General features: G+C 70.4%; 18 protein-coding genes, 1 tRNA gene and 1 other RNA gene. 10 read left to right on the top strand and 10 right to left on the bottom strand.

The window, feature by feature from the left end:
• Nucleotides 1-4: 4 nt before the first annotated feature.
• Genes aroA through VD659_RS14110 form a run of 4 tightly spaced genes read left to right on the top strand, consistent with a single transcriptional unit; the run spans nt 5 to nt 3798 of the window.
• Nucleotides 5-1354, top strand: coding sequence for a 3-phosphoshikimate 1-carboxyvinyltransferase (aroA, locus tag VD659_RS14125; protein WP_423261708.1), 1350 nt, complete (start codon nt 5-7; stop codon nt 1352-1354).
• Nucleotides 1351-2394, top strand: a complete 1044-nt coding sequence (gene rsgA / locus VD659_RS14120) for a ribosome small subunit-dependent GTPase A (protein ID WP_137836907.1) — start codon at nt 1351-1353, stop codon at nt 2392-2394. Before aroA ends, rsgA begins: the two co-directional genes overlap by 4 nt.
• A gap of 31 nt (nt 2395-2425) precedes the next feature.
• Nucleotides 2426-3259, top strand: coding sequence for a histidinol-phosphatase (gene hisN / locus VD659_RS14115; RefSeq protein ID WP_423261707.1), 834 nt, complete (start codon nt 2426-2428; stop codon nt 3257-3259).
• Entirely contained in the window at nt 3256-3798 is a 543-nt protein-coding gene (locus VD659_RS14110; protein WP_423261706.1) for a septum formation family protein, read from the top strand. Before hisN ends, VD659_RS14110 begins: the two co-directional genes overlap by 4 nt.
• 46 nt (nt 3799-3844) lie before the next feature.
• On the opposite strand, the gene VD659_RS14105 is transcribed toward VD659_RS14110, so the two are convergent.
• Both VD659_RS14105 and VD659_RS14100 read right to left on the bottom strand, forming a co-directional pair.
• The gene (locus tag VD659_RS14105) at nt 3845-4315 is read right to left on the bottom strand and encodes an META domain-containing protein (protein ID WP_423261705.1); all 471 of its coding nucleotides are present in this window, start codon (nt 4313-4315) and stop codon (nt 3845-3847) included.
• A complete protein-coding gene (locus VD659_RS14100; protein ID WP_423261704.1) occupies nt 4315-5568 on the bottom strand; it encodes an NAD(P)/FAD-dependent oxidoreductase in 1254 nt (417 codons plus the stop codon). The genes VD659_RS14105 and VD659_RS14100 overlap by 1 nt, the downstream gene beginning before the upstream one ends.
• A 56-nt stretch (nt 5569-5624) precedes the next feature.
• On the opposite strand from VD659_RS14100, the gene VD659_RS14095 reads away from it, so the two are divergent.
• The gene (locus VD659_RS14095; protein WP_423261703.1) at nt 5625-6284 is read left to right on the top strand and encodes a histidine phosphatase family protein; all 660 of its coding nucleotides are present in this window, start codon (nt 5625-5627) and stop codon (nt 6282-6284) included.
• Nucleotides 6285-6321: 37 nt separating this feature from the next.
• On the opposite strand, the gene VD659_RS14090 is transcribed toward VD659_RS14095, so the two are convergent.
• Both VD659_RS14090 and ssrA read right to left on the bottom strand, forming a co-directional pair.
• Nucleotides 6322-7839 (bottom strand): S1C family serine protease, encoded by a 1518-nt coding sequence (locus VD659_RS14090; protein WP_423261702.1) that lies wholly within the window; start codon nt 7837-7839, stop codon nt 6322-6324.
• Nucleotides 7840-7948: 109 nt separating this feature from the next.
• Nucleotides 7949-8347, bottom strand: a transfer-messenger RNA (tmRNA) gene (ssrA, locus tag VD659_RS14085).
• 133 nt (nt 8348-8480) lie between these two features.
• On the opposite strand from ssrA, the gene VD659_RS14080 reads away from it, so the two are divergent.
• Nucleotides 8481-9158: an SIMPL domain-containing protein gene (locus VD659_RS14080; protein ID WP_423261701.1), complete on the top strand. Its 678-nt coding sequence runs from the start codon at nt 8481-8483 to the stop codon at nt 9156-9158.
• Nucleotides 9155-10087: an oxidoreductase gene (locus tag VD659_RS14075; RefSeq protein WP_423261700.1), complete on the top strand. Its 933-nt coding sequence runs from the start codon at nt 9155-9157 to the stop codon at nt 10085-10087. The genes VD659_RS14080 and VD659_RS14075 overlap by 4 nt, the downstream gene beginning before the upstream one ends.
• Nucleotides 10088-10176: 89 nt before the next feature.
• Here VD659_RS14075 and smpB read toward each other — a convergent pair whose 3' ends face one another.
• The 4 genes from smpB to prfB all read right to left on the bottom strand — a co-directional run bounded on the left by smpB (nt 10177) and on the right by prfB (nt 13998).
• On the bottom strand, nt 10177-10653 hold the full coding sequence (smpB, locus tag VD659_RS14070) for an SsrA-binding protein SmpB (RefSeq protein WP_423261699.1): 477 nt from the start codon (nt 10651-10653) through the stop codon (nt 10177-10179).
• A gap of 92 nt (nt 10654-10745) precedes the next feature.
• Nucleotides 10746-11660 carry a permease-like cell division protein FtsX gene (ftsX, locus tag VD659_RS14065; RefSeq protein ID WP_423261698.1) on the bottom strand — a complete coding sequence of 305 codons (915 nt, stop codon included), beginning with the start codon at nt 11658-11660 and terminating at the stop codon, nt 10746-10748.
• On the bottom strand, nt 11657-12817 hold the full coding sequence (gene ftsE / locus VD659_RS14060; protein WP_423261697.1) for a cell division ATP-binding protein FtsE: 1161 nt from the start codon (nt 12815-12817) through the stop codon (nt 11657-11659). Before ftsE ends, ftsX begins: the two co-directional genes overlap by 4 nt.
• 74 nt (nt 12818-12891) lie before the next feature.
• Nucleotides 12892-13998 (bottom strand): peptide chain release factor 2, encoded by a 1107-nt coding sequence (gene prfB, locus VD659_RS14055; RefSeq protein ID WP_423261696.1) that lies wholly within the window; start codon nt 13996-13998, stop codon nt 12892-12894.
• Between the two features lie 97 nt (nt 13999-14095).
• On the opposite strand from prfB, the gene VD659_RS14050 reads away from it, so the two are divergent.
• The 3 genes from VD659_RS14050 (at nt 14096) to VD659_RS14040 (ending at nt 16309) form a co-directional block, all read left to right on the top strand.
• Complete coding sequence (locus VD659_RS14050; protein ID WP_423261695.1) at nt 14096-15334, top strand: MFS transporter; 1239 nt, start codon at nt 14096-14098, stop codon at nt 15332-15334.
• A 61-nt stretch (nt 15335-15395) separates the two neighbouring features.
• Nucleotides 15396-15477 (top strand) — tRNA-Leu (locus VD659_RS14045).
• Nucleotides 15478-15511: 34 nt separating this feature from the next.
• Nucleotides 15512-16309, top strand: coding sequence for a DedA family protein (locus VD659_RS14040; RefSeq protein ID WP_423261694.1), 798 nt, complete (start codon nt 15512-15514; stop codon nt 16307-16309).
• A gap of 12 nt (nt 16310-16321) precedes the next feature.
• Here VD659_RS14040 and VD659_RS14035 read toward each other — a convergent pair whose 3' ends face one another.
• Nucleotides 16322-17242 (bottom strand): cation diffusion facilitator family transporter, encoded by a 921-nt coding sequence (locus tag VD659_RS14035; protein ID WP_423261693.1) that lies wholly within the window; start codon nt 17240-17242, stop codon nt 16322-16324.
• A gap of 46 nt (nt 17243-17288) precedes the next feature.
• Nucleotides 17289-17897 (bottom strand): RdgB/HAM1 family non-canonical purine NTP pyrophosphatase, encoded by a 609-nt coding sequence (rdgB, locus tag VD659_RS14030; protein ID WP_423261692.1) that lies wholly within the window; start codon nt 17895-17897, stop codon nt 17289-17291.
• Between the last annotated feature and the right edge of the window lie 5 nt (nt 17898-17902).

Genomic DNA, 17902 nt, shown 5'->3' with positions numbered 1-17902 from the left:
ACCGATGCCTGTTTCGAGATATTCCACGCCGCAGTTCAACCCCTACGGCGACGACGCGCCGGTGAACACCGAGGAGCACTGGCCGGCGCCCCGCGCCACGGCGCCGATCGACGCGACCGTCTCGCTCCCTGGATCGAAGTCGCTGACCAACCGCGAGCTCGTGCTCTCCGCCCTCGCCGACGCCCCGTCCCGGCTGATCGCTCCTCTGCACTCCCGCGACAGCGACCTGATGGTGGAGGCCCTCCGCTCGCTCGGCACCACCGTCACGGCTGTCGACGGCACGGGCTCCTACGGAGCCGACTGGCTGATCGAGCCTGCGGCGGAGCTCCTCGGCAGCACCACCATCGACTGCGGCCTCGCCGGCACGGTGATGCGGTTCCTCCCACCCGTGGCAGCGCTCGCCCTCGGCCCCACCACCTTCGACGGCGATGCCGGCGCGCGCCGCCGCCCGATGTCGACCACGATCACCTCGCTCCGCGCGCTCGGCGTCGACATCGGCGACGAGGGCCGCGGCGCCCTGCCCTTCACGGTGCACGGCACCGGCCGCGTGGCCGGCGGGGCGCTGCGCATCGACGCCTCCTCCTCGAGCCAGTTCGTGAGCGGCCTGCTGCTCACCGCGGCCCGCTTCGACGGCGGTCTCGACCTCGCGCACGAGGGCGAACGCCTGCCGAGCCAGCCGCACATCGAGATGACCCTCGCCGCTCTCCAGGCCCGGGGGGTGGATGCGCAGAGCACGGGCGAGGGATCCTGGTCGGTCGCGCCCGGGCCCATCTCCGGCGCCGAGGTGGCCATCGAGCCCGACCTCTCGAACGCGGCGCCCTTCCTCGCCGCCGCCCTGGTCACCGGCGGCCGGGTCACGATCACCGGCTGGCCCGCGTCGACCACCCAGGTGGGCGCCGACCTCGCCACGATCCTCCCCTTGTTCGGCGCCACGGTCGAGCTCGTCGGCGACCGCCTCACCGTCACCGGCGGCGAGAGCATCCGCGGCATCCAGCTCGACCTCAGCACCGGGGGCGAGCTCGCCCCCGCCATCGTGGCGCTCGCGGCCCTCGCCGACGGGCCGAGCGAGATCACCGGTATCGGCCACATCCGTCACCACGAGACCGACCGCCTGGCCGCTCTGGCGACCGAGATCACGAAACTCGGCGGCGAGGTGACCGAGCTGCCCGACGGCCTCGCCATCACCCCGCGGCCGTTGCACGGTGGCGTCTGGCTGAGCTACGCCGACCACCGGATGGCGCACGCCGGCTCGATCATCGGCCTCGCGGTCGACGGGGTGCTGATCGAGGACATCGCCACCACGAGCAAGACGCTCCCGCAGTTCCCCGAGCTCTGGCGTGGCCTGCTGCCATGAGCTGGTGGTCCGACGACGACGAAGACGACGACGAGCCGGAGTTCGACGAGTCGAGCGTGCGGGTGCGCCCGAATCCCAAGGGCAACCGCCCGCGCACGAAGACCCGGCCCGCGCACGACGACGCGGTCCCCGGCCGCATCATGACCGTCGACCGCGGCCGCTTCGCGGTGCTCGTGAACCAGGACACCCCCGAGGAGCACGAGATCACGGCCTCCCGCGCGCGTGAACTCGGCCGCACGGCGATCGTGACGGGCGACTGGGTCGACCTCGTCGGCGACACCTCGGGCGACGCGGGCAGCCTGGCCCGCGTGGTGCGGGTGCACGAGCGTTCCACGCTGCTGCGCCGCAGCGCCGACGACTCCGACGCCGTCGAACGCGTGATCGTGGCCAATGCCGACCAGATGCTGATCGTGGTGGCCGCGGCGAACCCCGAACCCCGCGCCCGGCTGATCGACCGCTACCTCGTGGCCGCCTTCGACGCCGGCATCACGCCCATCCTCTGCGTCACGAAGACCGACCTGGCCGACCCGGCGCCCTTGCTGGCCGAATTCGCCTGCCTCGACATCCGCATCCTCACCTTCTCGCGCGACGAGGTGCCGGTGGAGGAGCTCACCGAGCTGCTGGTCGACCGCACCACCGTGGCCGTCGGTCACTCGGGCGTCGGCAAGTCGACGCTCGTGAACGTGCTCGTGCCGAGCGCCGAGCGCGCCACCGGGGTCGTCAACACCGTCACCGGGCGCGGCCGTCACACCTCGTCGTCGACCGTCTGCCTCCGGATGCGCGCCGCCGACGGCCGCTCCGGCTGGATCATCGACACCCCGGGCGTGCGCTCCTTCGGGCTCGGCCATGTCGACCCCGCGAACATCCTGCGCTCCTTCGCCGCCACCGCCTTCGTGCCGGAGGGCGAGCCGCCCGGCGGGGTGCCCCTGACCGAGGCGCACGACTGGGAGATCATCGACCGCGTCGAGGCCGGCGAACTCGGCGAGAGCGGCAAGGCACGCATCGAGTCCCTGCGCAAGCTGCTCGACACCACGGCCTGATCGTTCGGGCGCCCGGCGCTAGCCTGGAGGGGTGACCCAGAACGACAGCTCCGCCGCCCCGACCGATTCCGGCCTCGCCGGCGACCTCGCGCTGGCGCTGCGCCTCGCCGATGCCGCCGACGCCGTCTCGCGCTCGCGGTTCCGCGCCACCGACCTGCACGTCGACACGAAGCCCGACCGCACCCCGGTGACGGATGCCGACCGCGCCACCGAGCAGGCCATCCGCGCCGGGATCGAGGCCGAGCGCCCGGGCGACTCCGTCTTCGGCGAGGAGTTCGGCACGGCCGGCGAGGGCTCCCGGCAGTGGATCATCGATCCGATCGACGGCACCGCCAACTACCTCCGCGGAGTGCCGGTGTGGGCCACGCTGATCGCCCTGGCGATCGATGGCGTGCCCGTGCTCGGCGTGGTGAGCGCGCCGGCGCTCGGCCGGCGCTGGTGGGGCGCCACGGGCCTCGGCGCCTACACGACCGACGTTCTCGACGGCGGCACCGGAGCGCCGCGCGCGCTGCGCGCATCCGGCATCTCGGCGCTCTCCGACGCCTCGCTCAGCTACAACAGCTTCAAGGGCTGGGACGAGGAGGGCCGGCTCGAGCAGCTCACCGCGCTCGCCCGGGCGGTGTGGCGCACGCGCGCCTACGGCGAGATGTGGTCGTACATGATGGTGGCGGAGGGCCAGCTGGAGATCGCCGCCGAGTTCGACCTGCAACCCTACGACATGGCCGCGCTGGCCCCGATCGTGCAGGAGGCCGGCGGCCGCTTCACCTCGGCCGACGGCGCCGACGGGCCCTGGGGCGGCAGCGCTCTCGCCACCAACGGGCTGGTGCACGAGGCCGTGCTCGAGCTGATCCGCGCGCGCGGATGACAGCGGCGCCGCACTCGAGCAGGCCGGCGGCCCGGCGAGCCGCCGGTCTGGCGATCGCGGTCGCCGCAGCCCTCGGCCTCGCCGCGTGCACCGCGCCCTCCCCCGCGGCCGCTCCCTCGGCCACCGACCCGCAGGCCGGCGGCAGAGGGAGCGGCCCGGTCACGACCGATGCCGCCGCACTCACCGTCAGCGAGTGCTTCGACGACACGAGCAGCGCGAACGACTCCCCGACCCGGGAGGTGACCCAGGTGCCCGTGGTCGCCTGCGCCCAGGAGCACGACTTCGAGGTCTACGACGACTTCTCGCTGAGCGGCGACGGCTATCCCGGCGACGCGCAGGTCTCCGCACGCGCCGAAGCACAGTGCCTGGCGTCGTTCGAGAGCTTCGTGGGCGTCGCCGCCGACCGCTCGGAGTACGCCTACACCTACTTCGCCCCGACCCAGGCGTCGTGGACCGAGGCCGGCGACCGGCTGGTTTCGTGCTTGATCGGGATGCCCGACGGCAAGACCACCGGATCGCTCGCGGGCGTCGCGAAGTAACCTGCGGCGCTCGCCCGGCGGCCGGGAGCCGGCCGGCCGCATCCGCTCACGGCGTCGGGGCCGCCGTGGGCACGGTGCCGGCCGGTGCGGGCATCAGCGTGATCATCGCCTTGCCGTCGGTGTCGGCGAGGATCAACTCCTCGCCCTGGCGCAGGGCCATGCCCGCCTGCGAGAGGATGCCGGGAAGGGCCACGCCGTCGCAGCCGATGAGCGTCTGGGCGCCGGCCGTGACGGAGAGCATCCCGCTCGAGTCGACCGACCAGTCGCCCTGGGCGCCGTTGCAGCCGTCGGAGCCGGTCCAGCTCCCGTCGCTCGCGAAGTCGAGATAGGGCACCTGGGGTGAGGCATAGCTCTCGCCCGTCACCCAGACGCCCACGACGTCGTTCGTGGCGGCGGGGGCGGCTTCGCCGGCCGGATGCGCGGAACCGCCCGCGCATCCGGCCAGCACCAGCGAGGCGGCCGTGGCGAGGGCTGCGGCCAGGCCGAGGACTCTCCGGCGCCCGCGTGCGATCCCCATCAGGCGTCCTCCCCCTCGCCGCCTGCGAAGCTCTCCAGCGGCACGTCCGGGTCGGCGAGAGCTGCGGCGTCCACCGCGGCGCCGTGCCGGATGATCGCCTGCACGGTCTCGTTCACGTCCCACACGTTCACGTTCATGCCGGCCACCACGCGGTCTCCGTTCAGCCAGAACGCGAGGAACTCGCGCCCCGCCACGTCGCCGCGGAACACCACCCGGGCGTCGCGCGCGAGCGGGCCGAAACCCGAGTACTCCATGCCGAGGTCGAACTGGTCGGTGTAGAAGTAGGGGATGTCGTCATAGCTCACCGGCTGACCGAGCATCGAGCGGGCGGCGGCGGCCCCGCCGTTCAGGGCGTTGGCCCAGTGCTCGCTGCGCAGGCGGAGGTTCACGAGCGGATGCAGGGCGTTCGCGATGTCGCCGGCGGCCACGATGTCGGGATCGCTCGAACGCAGGGCCGCATCCACGGCCACGCCGTTCTCGAGCGCCAGCCCCGCCGACTCCGCGAGGGCGAGGTTCGGCTCGGCGCCCAAGCCGGCCACCACTACGTCGGCGGCGATCACCTCACCGCTCGGGAGCGCGACCCCGGTCACCCTGCTCGCATCTCCCACCAGATGGTCGACGACGGCGCCGCCCCGGAGCTGCACGCCGTTGTCGGCGTGCAGCTGCGCGAACACCTGCCCCACCTCGGCGCCGAGCGCGGAGGCGAGCGGGACGGCCCCTCGGTCGAGCACCACCACCTCGTTGCCGAGCGTCTTCGCGGTGGCGGCGACCTCGAGCCCGATCCAGCCGGCGCCGATCGTGACGACCCGGCGCCCGCCGCCCGTCAGAGCCTCCCGCAGGGCCTCGGAGTCGCCGAGCGTGCGCAGCACGTGCACCCCGGAGAGCCCGGCGCCCTCGACGGCGAGTCGGCGCGGCCGGGATCCGGTGGCGAGCAGCAGTTTCGCGTAGTGCAGCTCCTCGCCGGAGTCGAGCGCGACGAGGTGGTCGACCGGGTCGACGCCCAGGGCGGTCACGCCGGTGCGCAGCTCGACGTCGTGGTCGGCGTACCACTCGGGTTTCTCGACGAACACGTCGTCGAGGCCCGCCTCGCCGCGCAGGAAGTCCTTCGAGAGCGGCGGCCGGATGTAGGGGCGGTGCGCTTCGGCGCCCACCAGCACCACACGGCCTTCGAAGCCCTCCTGCCTCAGCGTCTTGGCGGCGCTCGCCCCGGCGAGGGCCGCTCCCACGATCACGAAAGTCTGCGCATCCGTCATCCGGACTCCTTCCCGACGCCACCCAGCGTACGCTCCGCGGTCATAAGGTGGAGGGGATGCGACTTCTCTTGATCAGACACGGCCAGACCATCGACAACGTGCACGGAGCACTCGGAACGGTGGTTCCCGGCCCCGGGCTCACCGAGCTCGGAAGGGCGCAGGCCGCGGCGATCCCCGCGGCGCTGGCCGGTGAGGCGATCGACGCCGTCGTGGTGAGCACGATGACCCGCACCCAGCAGACCGCCGCCCCGCTCGCGGCGGCGCTCGGTCTCGAGCCCCGCATCGTCGACGGCCTGCAGGAGATCGATGCGGGCGATCTCGAGGGGCGCAGCGACGAGGAGGCGATCCGGCTCTACATGGGCACGATCTTCTCCTGGTGGTCGAGCTTCGAGGGCCGCATCCCCGGCGGGGAGAACGGCGCCGAGTTCTCCGAGCGCTACACCGCAGCCATCGCGGAGGTGTACGCCGACCACCCCGACGGCACGGTCGCCGTGGTCAGCCACGGCGCGGCCATCCGCACCTGGGGCTGCTGGTCGGCCCAGAACCTCGACGCCGAGTTCAGCCGCACCCACGTGCTCGAGAACACCGGTGTCGTGACGCTCGAGGGCTCGCCGGATGACGGCTGGGTCGCCACCCACTGGGAGGGCACGCCGGTCGGCGGAGTCGCCCTGGAAGACGCCTCCGCCCCCGACCCCACGGGCGAGGCTCTGGCCTGATAAACCCGCCTCGCCGCTCGGGCGGGTCAGACCCGCCCTAGAAGGTGGCCGCGAAGCTCCCCATCACGTGCTCGATCGCGGGGAGGTCGGCCTGGCTCGCGATCGCGACCGTCACCACCAGCACGTAGCTGGTGTCGGCCGGGTAGGCCACCACGATCACGAAGTCGCTCTGCCCGCCGCAGCCGGAGTAGTAGCGGTACTGGCCCGTGTAGACGCCGTCACTGTAGGCATCCGCCTTGGGCGCCCCGCACTGCGCCGTGAGCGACGCGTAGGAGTCGAAGATCACCTGCGGGTCGAGGGCGGCTTCGTCGGTGGCAGGCGACGCCGAGAGCGTGGCTCCGGAGGTGCCCCAGGAATCGGAGAACTGCTGCAGGCTCGTGCTCGCCCGCAGGTCGAGGAACTTGCGCCCGGTGTCGGAGGTGAACGGGGCACCGTCGACGTCGGTCCAGTCGGAGGGCACCTCCATGCTCAGGGTTCCGGACTGGTCGGTGATCGTCGTGTACGTGCGACCGTCGTCGCCGCCCGAGGAGGCTCCGATGCCCGGCACCGTCACCGCGGTGAGCGCCTTGCCGTTGAACTGGCCGCGGTAGAGCGCGTCTTCGGAGGGCCGGTAGACGTCGACGTCGATCGTGCCGTCGGTGCCCTGGGTGCGGATGACGTCGCAGTACTCCTGCAGCGTGCCGTCCGCCGCGAGCGACTTGCCCGCCATCCGCAGCAGCACGTCTCCGGGCTGGATGCCGGCCGCATCGGCCGGGGAACCGGCCTTGACCGAGCTCACCCACACGCCGCTCGGAGATCCCGCGCTGTCGAGCGGGAGGGCCTGGGCATTCACCCCGAGGCTCTGCACGTCGGTCTTGTCGATGAGCTGCTGCACCACGGCCTGCGCGGCGTCACGGTGGATGGCGAAGTTCGAGTCGAGTTCGGCCACGCTGGCGTAGTTGACGCCGACGACCTCGCCCTTCGCGTTGACCAGGGGGCCGCCCGAGTTGCCGGGCCGGATCTTCGCGTCGTGCTCGATCACCTGGTCGATCGAGGCCCAGGCGGTCTGGCCCTGCGCCGCGCTCTTGGACACGATGCCCTTCGTGAGGGTGAACTCCGGATCGCCGAGCGGGAAGCCCGCCGCGTAGACCTCTTCGCCGGTGGCGATGTCGCCCTTCTGCCAGGCGAGGAAGGGGAAGCCGGTGCCGTCGACCTTGATGACCGCGAGGTCGAGACACTCCGAGGAGCCGAGGATCTGCGCGTTGTAGACCGTGTCGCCCCCGCCGACGTGCACCTTCATGGTGCCGGCGCCGACCACCACGTGGTTGTTCGTGATGGCCAGTCCGTCGGAGGAGATGAAGAAGCCCGAGCCGAGACCGGCCTGCTCCTCGGTCTGCCCGTTGTCGGGGTTCGCGAACGTCCCCTCGGACTCGATCTGGATGGTCGCCGACTGCACGCCCGAGAAGTCGGCGGCCCCGCCCGACGGCGAGGAGCCGGCGGTGCAGGCCGAGAGGCCGGTGGTGAGGAGCACCACGCCCGAGAGGGCCGCTGCGGTGAGAAGGGAAGCACGGCGCATGAGAGTCTCTTTCGCTCGATCGGCGGTGAGGAATACTCACCCGATTCGATCTTAGCGAAACTCAAGGAAATGTCACTTCTGGAACCCGACAGCGTGCGACAACGACCGATGGTGGAGATGGGGGGAATTGAACCCCCGTCCATCGCTGTGATTCTGCGCCTTCTACGGGCGTAGCCTGTGCAGACGTTTTCTCAGCTCCGGCCTTTGCCACAGGCATCCAGGTCGACGAGCTCAGTCACAGTGCAAGTCCCGCGTGACCCTGAGACACGATCACGCAGCAATCTCTCTGGATAATGCCGGAACCCGGGTAGAGAGCATTCCCGGACCGACAGTTGCTTAGTTAGCTAGGAAGGAAGTCCTACGCCGCGAGGGTGTAGGAGGCCTTCTTGGCCGCAACAGTGCTGTTTGAATTGGCACTTATAGTTTGCGGAGGGCGTTAACGAGATAACCCCGCATCCTCGACCCGCTTCTCGCAGTTTCGCAGGCGATGTCGAAACCGATCATCCCCCTGGCGGGTCGTTGTCGCACGCTGTTGAGTTTCCAAATGCCGCCGCTCGCACCAGGGTGCCGGAGGCAGCCCTCTAGTCTACGACGGATTCGGCCGCCTGTGAACCACAGGCACAGGGAATATCGTAGGCAGCATGTCCGAGACCATCATCACCGTGGCGGGTTCGAGCCGCCTCCACCGCGACCCGGAGAGAGCACGCGTGCGCATCGGCGTGGGCTTCGAGGGCTCGAAGCGCGACAGCGTGCTCGCGGCCACTCGCGCGGCGCACGAGTCGCTCACCGGCTCGCTCGACGCGATCCTCGACGCGAGCGCCGGGCCGGTCATCACCTGGCACTCCGAGCAGATCCGGGTGTGGGGGCAGCGGCCGTGGAGCCAGGACGGCACGAAGCTCCCGGTCGAGTTCCACAGCGCCGTCTTCGTCGACGCCGACTTCGACGACTTCGAGGCGCTCTCGGAATGGATCGACGTCGTCGCCATCCGCGACGGGATCGCCGTCGACGGCATCGAGTGGCTGCTCGCCCCCGCGACCGAGAAGGAGCTCGAGGCCGCGGCCCGCCGCGAGGCGATCGCAGATGCGCTCGTCAAGGCGCGCGAGTACGCGGAGGCCCTCGGCCTCGCCGAACTCGTCCCCCTCTCGCTCTCCGACCCGGGGATGCTCGAGCACCCTGCACCTGCCGGCGGAGTGCATCTCGCGGCCCTGTCGATGGCCCGCTCCGCGCCGGCCGGTGGCGGGATGGAGCTGCGGCCGAACGCCATCACGGTGGAGGCCACCGTGCACGCCCGCTTCTCGGCCACGACGGCTCGCGCATGAGCGCCGCCCGTCGCCCGGCGCTCCCCGCTCTCACCGGCCGCACGATCGTGGTCACGGGCGGCACCGGCGGCCTCGGCTACTGGGCGAGCGAACAGCTCGCACAGGCCGGCGCCTCCGTGGTGATCGCCGCCCGCAGCTCCGAGAAGGGCGCCGCGGCGCTCGCCTCGCTGAGAGCGCACGCGCCCGGCGCCGATGCCCGCTTCGTGCACCTCGACCTCGCCGAACTCGGTTCGGTGGCCCGGGCCGCGGAGGAGCTCTCCGCGCTCGGCCGCATCGACGCCCTCGTCGCCAACGCGGGCATGCTCGCCACGCGCGGCCGCACGGAGACCGTCGACGGCTTCGAGACCATGATCGGCACCAACTTCCTCGGCCACTTCGCGCTGATCGGGCGGATGCTGCCCTCCTTGGCCGCTCATCCGGGCACCCGCATCGTGCACCTCGGCAGCATCAGCCACGAGTTCTTCCGCCTCGACCTCGACGACCTGCAGAGCGCACGGAGGTTCCGGGAGTTCCGCAGCTACGGGCGGTCGAAGCTCGCCGTGATGACCTATGCCTTCGAACTGGACCGTCGGCTACGGCTGGCGGGGGCCGATGTCGCGAGCATCGTCGCGCATCCGGGGTTCTCCGTCGACGAGCTCGCCCCCGATCGCGACATCCTGCCCCGCCCCAAGCGCGGCAACCCGATCACCCGCGCGGCGTATCGCACGATCGGGCAGGGCAAAGACGTCGGTGCCTGGCCGATCGTGGCGGCCGCGGTCGACCCTCAGGCCGAGGGCGGCCAGTACTGGGGCCCCGACGGCTGGCGGCAGCTCAAGGGCGCCCCCACGGTGGTGGGCGCGAAGGCCTACGCCAGAGACCCGGCCATCGGGCGCCGGCTCTGGGCCGAGGCGGAGCGCCTCACCGGCGTGGAGTACGGCCTGCCAGACTGAGGTGGTGACCGATTTCTGCACGAAGAGCAGAGAGCGGCGACGTATTTTCGATGCTCGAGGCTCTTCGCGCAGAAACCGGTCGGGCCCGGTCAGTCACCGAGGTTGCGGCGCGCCGAGATGGCGCGGTCGGCCTCGCGCTTGTCCTGCCGCTCGCGGAGGGCCTGACGCTTGTCATACTCGCGCTTGCCCTTCGCCACCCCGATCTCGACCTTCGCTCGCCCGTCGCTGAAATAGAGCGAGAGCGGAATGAGGGTGTAGCCGCCCTCTTTCGTCTTGTGCGAGATCTTCACGATCTGCTCCTTGTGGAGCAGCAGCTTGCGCTTGCGGCGGGGCGGGTGGTTGTTCCAGGTGCCCTCGTTGTACTCCGGGATGTGCACCGCGTCGAGCCAGGCCTCGCCGCCCTCCACGAAGGCGTAGCCGTCGACGAGCGACGCACGGCCGGCTCGCAGCGACTTCACCTCGGTGCCCGTGAGCACCAGGCCGGCCTCATAGGTGTCTTCGATGGTGTAGTCGTGGCGCGCCCGGCGGTTGGTCGCGACGACCTTCTGTCCGCGTTCGCGTGGCACGGCACTCTCCTGGAATCGATGGCCGGGACCTGATGGACCCGGGGGCCGGGGAAATCCGGCAGCCCATCAGTCTACCTGCGAACGGGGCCGCGTCAGACCTTGAGGTAGCGCGTGATGGCGAACTTCGCCGAGAACGCCGCCAGCAGCGCGCCCACCACGATCAAGATCGGGATGACGAGGAAGGCATCCGTGTCGCTCACGAAGGAGGTGAACGGCAGCGTCGAGGCGAGGTAGCCCTGCACGAAGAAGTGCACGATGCCCCACACGGCGGCGCCGGCGAGCACCGACCCGATCAGCGAGGCGATGATGCCCTCGAGGATGAACGGGGTCTGGATGAAGCGGTTCGAAGCGCCCACCAGCCGCATGATGCCGAGTTCCCGCCTTCTCGAGAAGGCGGAGAGCCGGATGGTCGTGGCAATCAGGAGCACCGCCGCCACGAGCATCAGCGCGGCGATGCCGATCGCCGTGTAGCTCGCAGCGGAGAGGATCGAGAAGATCTGCTCGAGGTAGCTGCGCTGGTCGGTGACGCTCTCGACGCCCGCGAGCCCGGAGAGACTCTCGACCAGCACCGCCGACTGCGAGGGGTCTTTCAGGTTCACCCAGAAGGTCTGGTTCAGCAGGTCGGCCGTCACGTACTGCGTGACCGCGTTGCCGGCGAACTGCTTCTGGAAGTTGTCGTAGGCCTGCTGGTGGTCTTCGAAGTAGTACTTGTCGATGAAGGGCTGCAGCGTCGGCGAGTCGAGCTGCGCCTGCACGGCGGCGATCTGGTCGGCGTTCGCCTCACCGCCCGAGCAGGTGTCGCCGCCCGAGGTGGCGGTGCACATGTAGACCGCCACCTGCGCCTTGTCGTACCAGAAGCTCTTCATCTGGCCGATCTGCATCTGCAGCAGGATGGCGGCGCCCACGAAGGTGAGCGAGATGAAGGTCACGAGCACGACCGAGATGACCATCGACACGTTGCGCTTGAGGCCGGTACCGACCTCACCCAGGATGAGTGCGAATCTCACGTCGTCGGCCCCACGTTCTGGTCTTTCGCCGGATCGGCGGGCGCGCCGGGCGCACGGAGGCCGAGCTTCTCGGCGAGGCTCAGCGACTCGGTGGCGGGGTCGCGCGGGTCGGCTTGCTGATGGCCCACCGGGATGGGCGGAGTCGCCGGGGCCGGGGCGGCGGGCTGTGCCGCCGCGGGCGCCGGGGCGTACTGCGGTGCGGCGGGCGCGTACTGGGGCTGCACCGGAGCCGGCTGCTGCTGCACGGGCGCGGACTGCTGCACGGGGACCGGCTGCGATGCGGACACGGCGACCGGAACGGCGCCGGTCGTCGACGCCGCGCGCTGCACGGGCACCGACTGCGTGTTCGGCGGCATCGGCGGGGCGTAGCGCGGAGGCGCGACGTGCGGCTGGGCCGGCCCGACCGGTCGCACGAGCCCCTCGGAGAGGGCGATCTCCGCGGTGAGCCCGCTGTCCTGTAGGGCGATCTCGGCGGTCATGCCATAGCCGCCCTGGTCTTCGTCGCGCACGATCTGCCCCATCACCAGCTCGATCACGCGGCGCTTCATGTGGTCGACGATGGCATTGTCGTGCGTGGCCATGACCACCGTGGTGCCGCCCGCGTTGATGCGCTCGAGCACCGTCATGATGCCGGCGGAGGTCGAGGGGTCGAGGTTTCCGGTGGGCTCGTCGGCGAGCAGGATGGCGGGCTTGTTCACCACCGCGCGGGCGATCGCCACGCGCTGCTGCTCACCGCCGGAGAGCTCGTGCGGGAGGCGGTTGGCCTTCTCGGCGAGGCCGACCATCTGGAGCACGTCGGGGACGGCCTCCTGGATGAAGCCGCGCGACTTGCCGATCACCTGCAGGGTGAAGGCCACGTTGTCGAACACGTTCTTGCCGGGCAGGAGCCGGAAGTCCTGGAACACCACGCCGAGGTTGCGCCGGAAGTAGGGCACCTTGCGGTTGGAGATGGCGTTCAGGTCTTGGCCGAGCACGTGGATGTTGCCGGAGGTGGGGCGGTCCTCCTTGAGCACCAGGCGCAGGAAGCTCGACTTGCCCGAGCCGGAGGCCCCCACGAGGAAGACGAACTCCCCCCGCAGGATCTCGAGGTCGATGGAGTCGAGGGCGGGCCTCTTCGTACCCCGGTACGTTTTGGTGACGCGATCAAAGCGAATCATGACGTGAAGACTCTAAGCAGGGCTCCGCGCAGATCCGGCGTGCGACGCGCAGGACGCGCCGATTCATAGAAAGCTCAGTCGTGCTTCTGCTTGCGCCACTTGATGCCGGCGTTGATGAAACCGTCGAGGTCGCCGTCGAACACGGCCGAGGGGTTGTTGACCTCGAAGTCGGTGCGCAGGTCTTTGACCATCTGGTAGGGCGCGAGCACGTAGCTGCGCATCTGGTCGCCCCAGCTGGCGGTGATGGTGCCCGCCAGCTCCTTCTTCTGCGCCGCCTCCTGCTCGCGCTGGATGATCAGCAGGCGCGACGCGAGCACGCGCATCGCGGCGGCACGGTTCTGGATCTGGCTCTTCTCGTTCTGCATCGACACCACGGTGCCGGTGGGCAGGTGGGTGATGCGCACGGCGGAGTCGGTGGTGTTCACCGACTGGCCGCCGGGGCCCGAGGAGCGGAAGACGTCGACCCGGATGTCGTTCTCGGGGATCTCGATCGCGGCGGCCTCCTCCATCAGCGGGATGACCTCGACCGCGGCGAAGCTCGTCTGGCGCTTGCCGGCCGCGCCGAAGGGGCTCATCCGTACCAGGCGGTGGGTTCCCGCCTCGACGGAGAGGGTGCCGAAGGCGTAGGGGGCGTCGACCTCGAAGGTGGCCGACTTGATGCCCGCCTCCTCCGCGTAGCTCGTGTCCATCACGGTGGTCGAGTAGCCGTGCTTCTCGGCCCAGCGCAGATACATGCGCATGAGCATCTCGGCGAAATCGGCGGCGTCGACTCCCCCGGCGCCGGAGCGGATGGTGATCACCGCGGGGCGGGCATCCCATTCCCCGTTCAGCAGGGTCTGCACCTCGAGGTCGCCGAGCACCTTCTGGATCGAGGCGAGCTCGACCCGCGCCTCCTCGGCCGACTCCTCGTCGCCGGCCTCGTTCGCGAGCTCGACGAGCACCTCGAGGTCGTCGAGGCGGTTCTCGATCGAGGTGATCCTGGCGAGCTCGCCCTGGCGGTGGCTCAGCGCGCTCGTCACCTTCTGGGCCTTCTCGGTGTCGTCCCACAGGTCGGGGGCGCCCGCCTCCTCGCTCAGCCGGGCGATGTCCGCCGTGAGGGCGTCGACGTCGACGACCGAGCGGATGTCGGCGAAAGTGGCGCGGAGCTGGGAAATCTGTTCGGAGAGATCGATGTCAAGCATTGTGAGCATCAGTCTAGTTGTCGGGGCCTGGCAGCCGCTGTGGGCCGGGTACACCACGTGACACCCCGGGATGCTTAGCGCGCGTAAACTAGATGGAATGACGACCGCGACCGACGAGTTCCGCTTCCGGTCGATCGCGTTGCCGGCCCTGCTGCCGGCCTTCCTCTTCGCGATCGGCGAGGGCGCGGTCATCCCGATCATCCCGGCTGTCGCGTCGTCGCTCGGGGCGAGTCTCGCCGGCGCCGGGTTCATCGCCGCCATGATCGTGGTGGGGCAGCTCGTGGGCGACATCCCGAGCGGAGTGCTGGTGGCCCGCATCGGCGAACGGCGGGCGATGATCCTCGCCGGGTTGATCGCCATCGTGGCCGTGCTGCTCGCCCAGTTCGCGGTGAGCGCGGCCATGTTCGGGGTGGCCATCTTCCTGCTCGGGCTCTCGGCCGCGGTGTTCGCCCTCGCCCGCCAGGCCTTCATGACCGCCTACGTGCCCGTGCGCATCCGGGCCCGGGCCCTGTCGACCCTCGGCGGCGCCTTCCGCGGCGGCTGGTTCGTGGGGCCCTTCGTGGGCGCCGCCGTCATCGCGCTGACCGGCACCGTGCAAGCCGCCTTCTGGGTGCAGATCGTGTGCGCGGCCGCGGTGACGATCCTGCTCTTCTTCCTGCCCGACCCCACCGCGAACCAGGCGAAGCCGGACGCCGGCGAGCAGCTCGTGCACGACGAGTCGGCGGGGCTGTTCCGCACCATCTGGAACAACCGGGGTGTGCTCGTGCGGGTGGGCAGCGGCGCCGGCGTGGTGGGAGCTCTGCGGGCGAGCCGAATGGCGATCCTCCCGCTCTGGGCGGTGAGCATCGGCCTGCCGGAGTCGACGACGGCGCTCGTGATCGGCATCGGCGCCGCGGCCGACTTCGCCCTCTTCTACACCAGCGGCCAGATCATGGACCGCTTCGGCCGGCTCTGGAGCGTGGTGCCCTCGATGGTGGGCATGGGACTCGCCCTCATCGTGCTCGCGTTCACCCACGACCTGCCGGGCGCCGAGCAGTGGTTCATCGTCGTGGCGATCGTGATGGGCGTGGCGAACGGCGTGGGCAGCGGCATCATCATGACGCTCAGCGCCGACCTGGCGCCGCGCCAGAACCCCGCACCCTTCCTCGGGGCCTTCCGCTTCACCGCCGACGCCGGGGCCGCAGCCGCTCCGCTCGCGGTGTCGGCCATCGTGGCGGTGGCCTCGCTCTCGCTCGCCACCGGGCTGGTGGGGGTGGTCGGCATCATCGGCGCGGGCATCCTGCTGCGGAACGTGCCGCGCTACGTGCCGAACCGTCGAGCCGCCACCGCGCGCTGATCGCCGCCGCGAGCCGCTGAGAAGCTGCTCAGGCCCCTCCCCCTAGACTGGAATAACTCTGGCGGGAGTGGTGAAATTGGCAGACACGCAGGATTTAGGTTCCTGTGCTTTCGAGCGTGAGGGTTCAAGTCCCTTCTCCCGCACCCTCGTACTGAATTCCGAATTGCCGCCGGGTGGATGCACCACCCCGACGACTGGAGAACCCCTGTGATCGCCGCCTCTGTCCACACCTCCCTGATTCCCTGGCTCGACCCCAACGTGCTCCTGGGCGGAGTCTTCGGGCCGGTGGCGCTCCTCGTGGTCTGCGCGGTGGTGTTCGCCGAGACCGGACTGCTGGTGGGCTTCCTGCTCCCGGGCGACACCCTCCTCTTCTTCACGGGCGTGCTCGCCGTGAGCGGCAAGTTCGGCGTCGACATCTGGTGGGTCTGCCTGGCGATCTCGCTGGCCGCCTTCCTCGGCGGCGAGGTCGGCTACCTCATCGGCCACAAGCTCGGCCCGCGCGTGTTCGAGCGCAAGGAATCCGGGCTGTTCAGCGTGAAGAACGTCGAGCGCACCAACGCCTTCTTCGAGCGCTTCGGCGGCTTCGCCGTGGTCGTGGCGCGCTTCGTGCCGATCGTGCGCACCTTCGCGCCCATCGCGGCGGGCGTCGGCCACATGAACTATCGCCGCTACTCGCTCTACAACGCGATCGGCGCCCTCATCTGGGGTTCGGGCATCGTGCTGCTCGGCTACCTGCTCGGCCAGATCCCGATCGTGAAGAGCTTCGCCGAGAACTACCTCGACCTCGTGCTGATCGGCGTCGTGGTTCTCACCGTGGTCCCCACGGTCATCCACTACCTGCGCGAGCGCAGCAAGGCGAAGAAGAACGCCGCGGCGGCGGACGCGGAGCAAGTGGAGATCACCGGCGCCGCCGAGCGCCTCACCCTCGAGCCCGAGGTCTTCGGCAACGACCTCGACACCCGGCCCCAGCCCTAGCGGCGGCCCCCGCTATCGGTGGGGGTTCGCCTCGTGCTCGGCGTGCTCGGTGGGCTCGAGCTGGAAGGTGGAGTGCTCCACGTCGAAGTGGCCCGACAAGCACGTTCCGAGCGTGTCGAGCAGCGGGCCCGTGTCGCCCTGCGCGAACACCTCCTGGGTCACCACGACGTGCGCGGAGAACACATATCGCCCCGGGGTGATGGCCCAGACGTGCACGTCGTGCACGTCGACCACACCGGGCTCGCCGAGGATGTGGGTGCGGATCTGCTGCACGTCCATGGTCGGCGGCGTCGACTGGTTGAGAACCGACACCACATCACGAAGCAGCGAGACCGCCCGCGGCACGATCATCGCGGCGATGAGCAGCGAGGCGATCGCATCCGCCTTCTCGAAGCCTGTGGTGAGGATCACGACGGCGGCCACGATGACGGCGATCGAGCCCAGCAGGTCGCCGAGCACCTCGAGGTAGGCGCCCCGCATGTTGATGGAGGTCTTCGCTCCGCCCCGCAGCACCATCAGCGAGACGAAGTTGGCGACAAGGCCCACCCCGGCGACCGCGAGCATCAGGCCGCCCTGCACCTCCCCGGGTTCGGCCGAGAACAGCCGGATGACGGCCTCCACCGTCACGAACACCGCGACGCCGATGAGGATGAGGCTGTTCACCAGCGCACCGAACACCTCGGCGCGCTGGTAGCCGTAGCTGTGCCGCTCGTTCGCCGGGCGTGCCGCCACGATCGTGGCGACGAGGGCGATGATCAGGCCGACGAGGTCGGAGAGCATGTGCCCCGCGTCGGCGAACAGCGACAGTGAGCCGCTCAGCAGGGCGCCGACGGCCTCGACCACCAGCACCGTCGCCACGATGGCGATGGCGATGGTGAGCCGCGTGCGGTTCGCACCGCTGCCGTGGTCGTGACCGGAATGCTCGTGGCTCATGTCATCAACGGTAACCGCCTCCGAGCCGCGGGAGGCAGCGTATCCCCTAGTCAGGAATGACGTTCATTCTCAATACCGGGATGGCGGCCTCGAAGGCCCGGGCCCGGTGGCTGATCGCATTCTTCTCGTCGGCCGTCAGTTCGGCCGCCGACACGTCGTGGCCGTCGGGCACGAAGATCGGGTCGTAGCCGAATCCCCCGCCGCCGTGGGCGGCGCGGGCGAGTCGCCCGGGCCAGGAGCCGGAGACCACGGCCTCGAAGGCCGGCTTCTCCGCGGTAGCGGGCACGACGACGGCGATGTGGCAGGCGAAACGGGCGCCGCGGTGCTCGTCGGCGATGTCGGCGAGCTGGTCGAGCAGTAGGTCGAGGTTCGCCACCGCCCCCTTGCCGTGCCCCGCCCAGCGCGCCGAGAAGATGCCGGGCGCGCCGCCGAGAACGTCGACGCAGATGCCCGAGTCGTCGGCGAGGGCCGGCAGCCCGGTGTGCGCGGCGGCGGCGCGCGCTTTGATCAGCGCGTTCTCGTCGAAGCTCGTGCCGTCCTCCACCGGCTCCGGGCCGTCGTAGGGCTCGATCTCGAGCTCCGGCAGAGCCGCGCCCAGGATGCCCTGGAACTCCTCCACCTTGTGCGGATTGTGGGTGGCGAGCACGACGCGCATCCGGA

The organism is Herbiconiux sp. 11R-BC (assembly GCF_049472555.1).
Classification (GTDB): Bacteria; Actinomycetota; Actinomycetes; order Actinomycetales; family Microbacteriaceae; genus Herbiconiux.
Note: the sequence above shows the minus strand (reverse complement) of the source record. Positions and strands in the feature narration are given on the sequence as shown.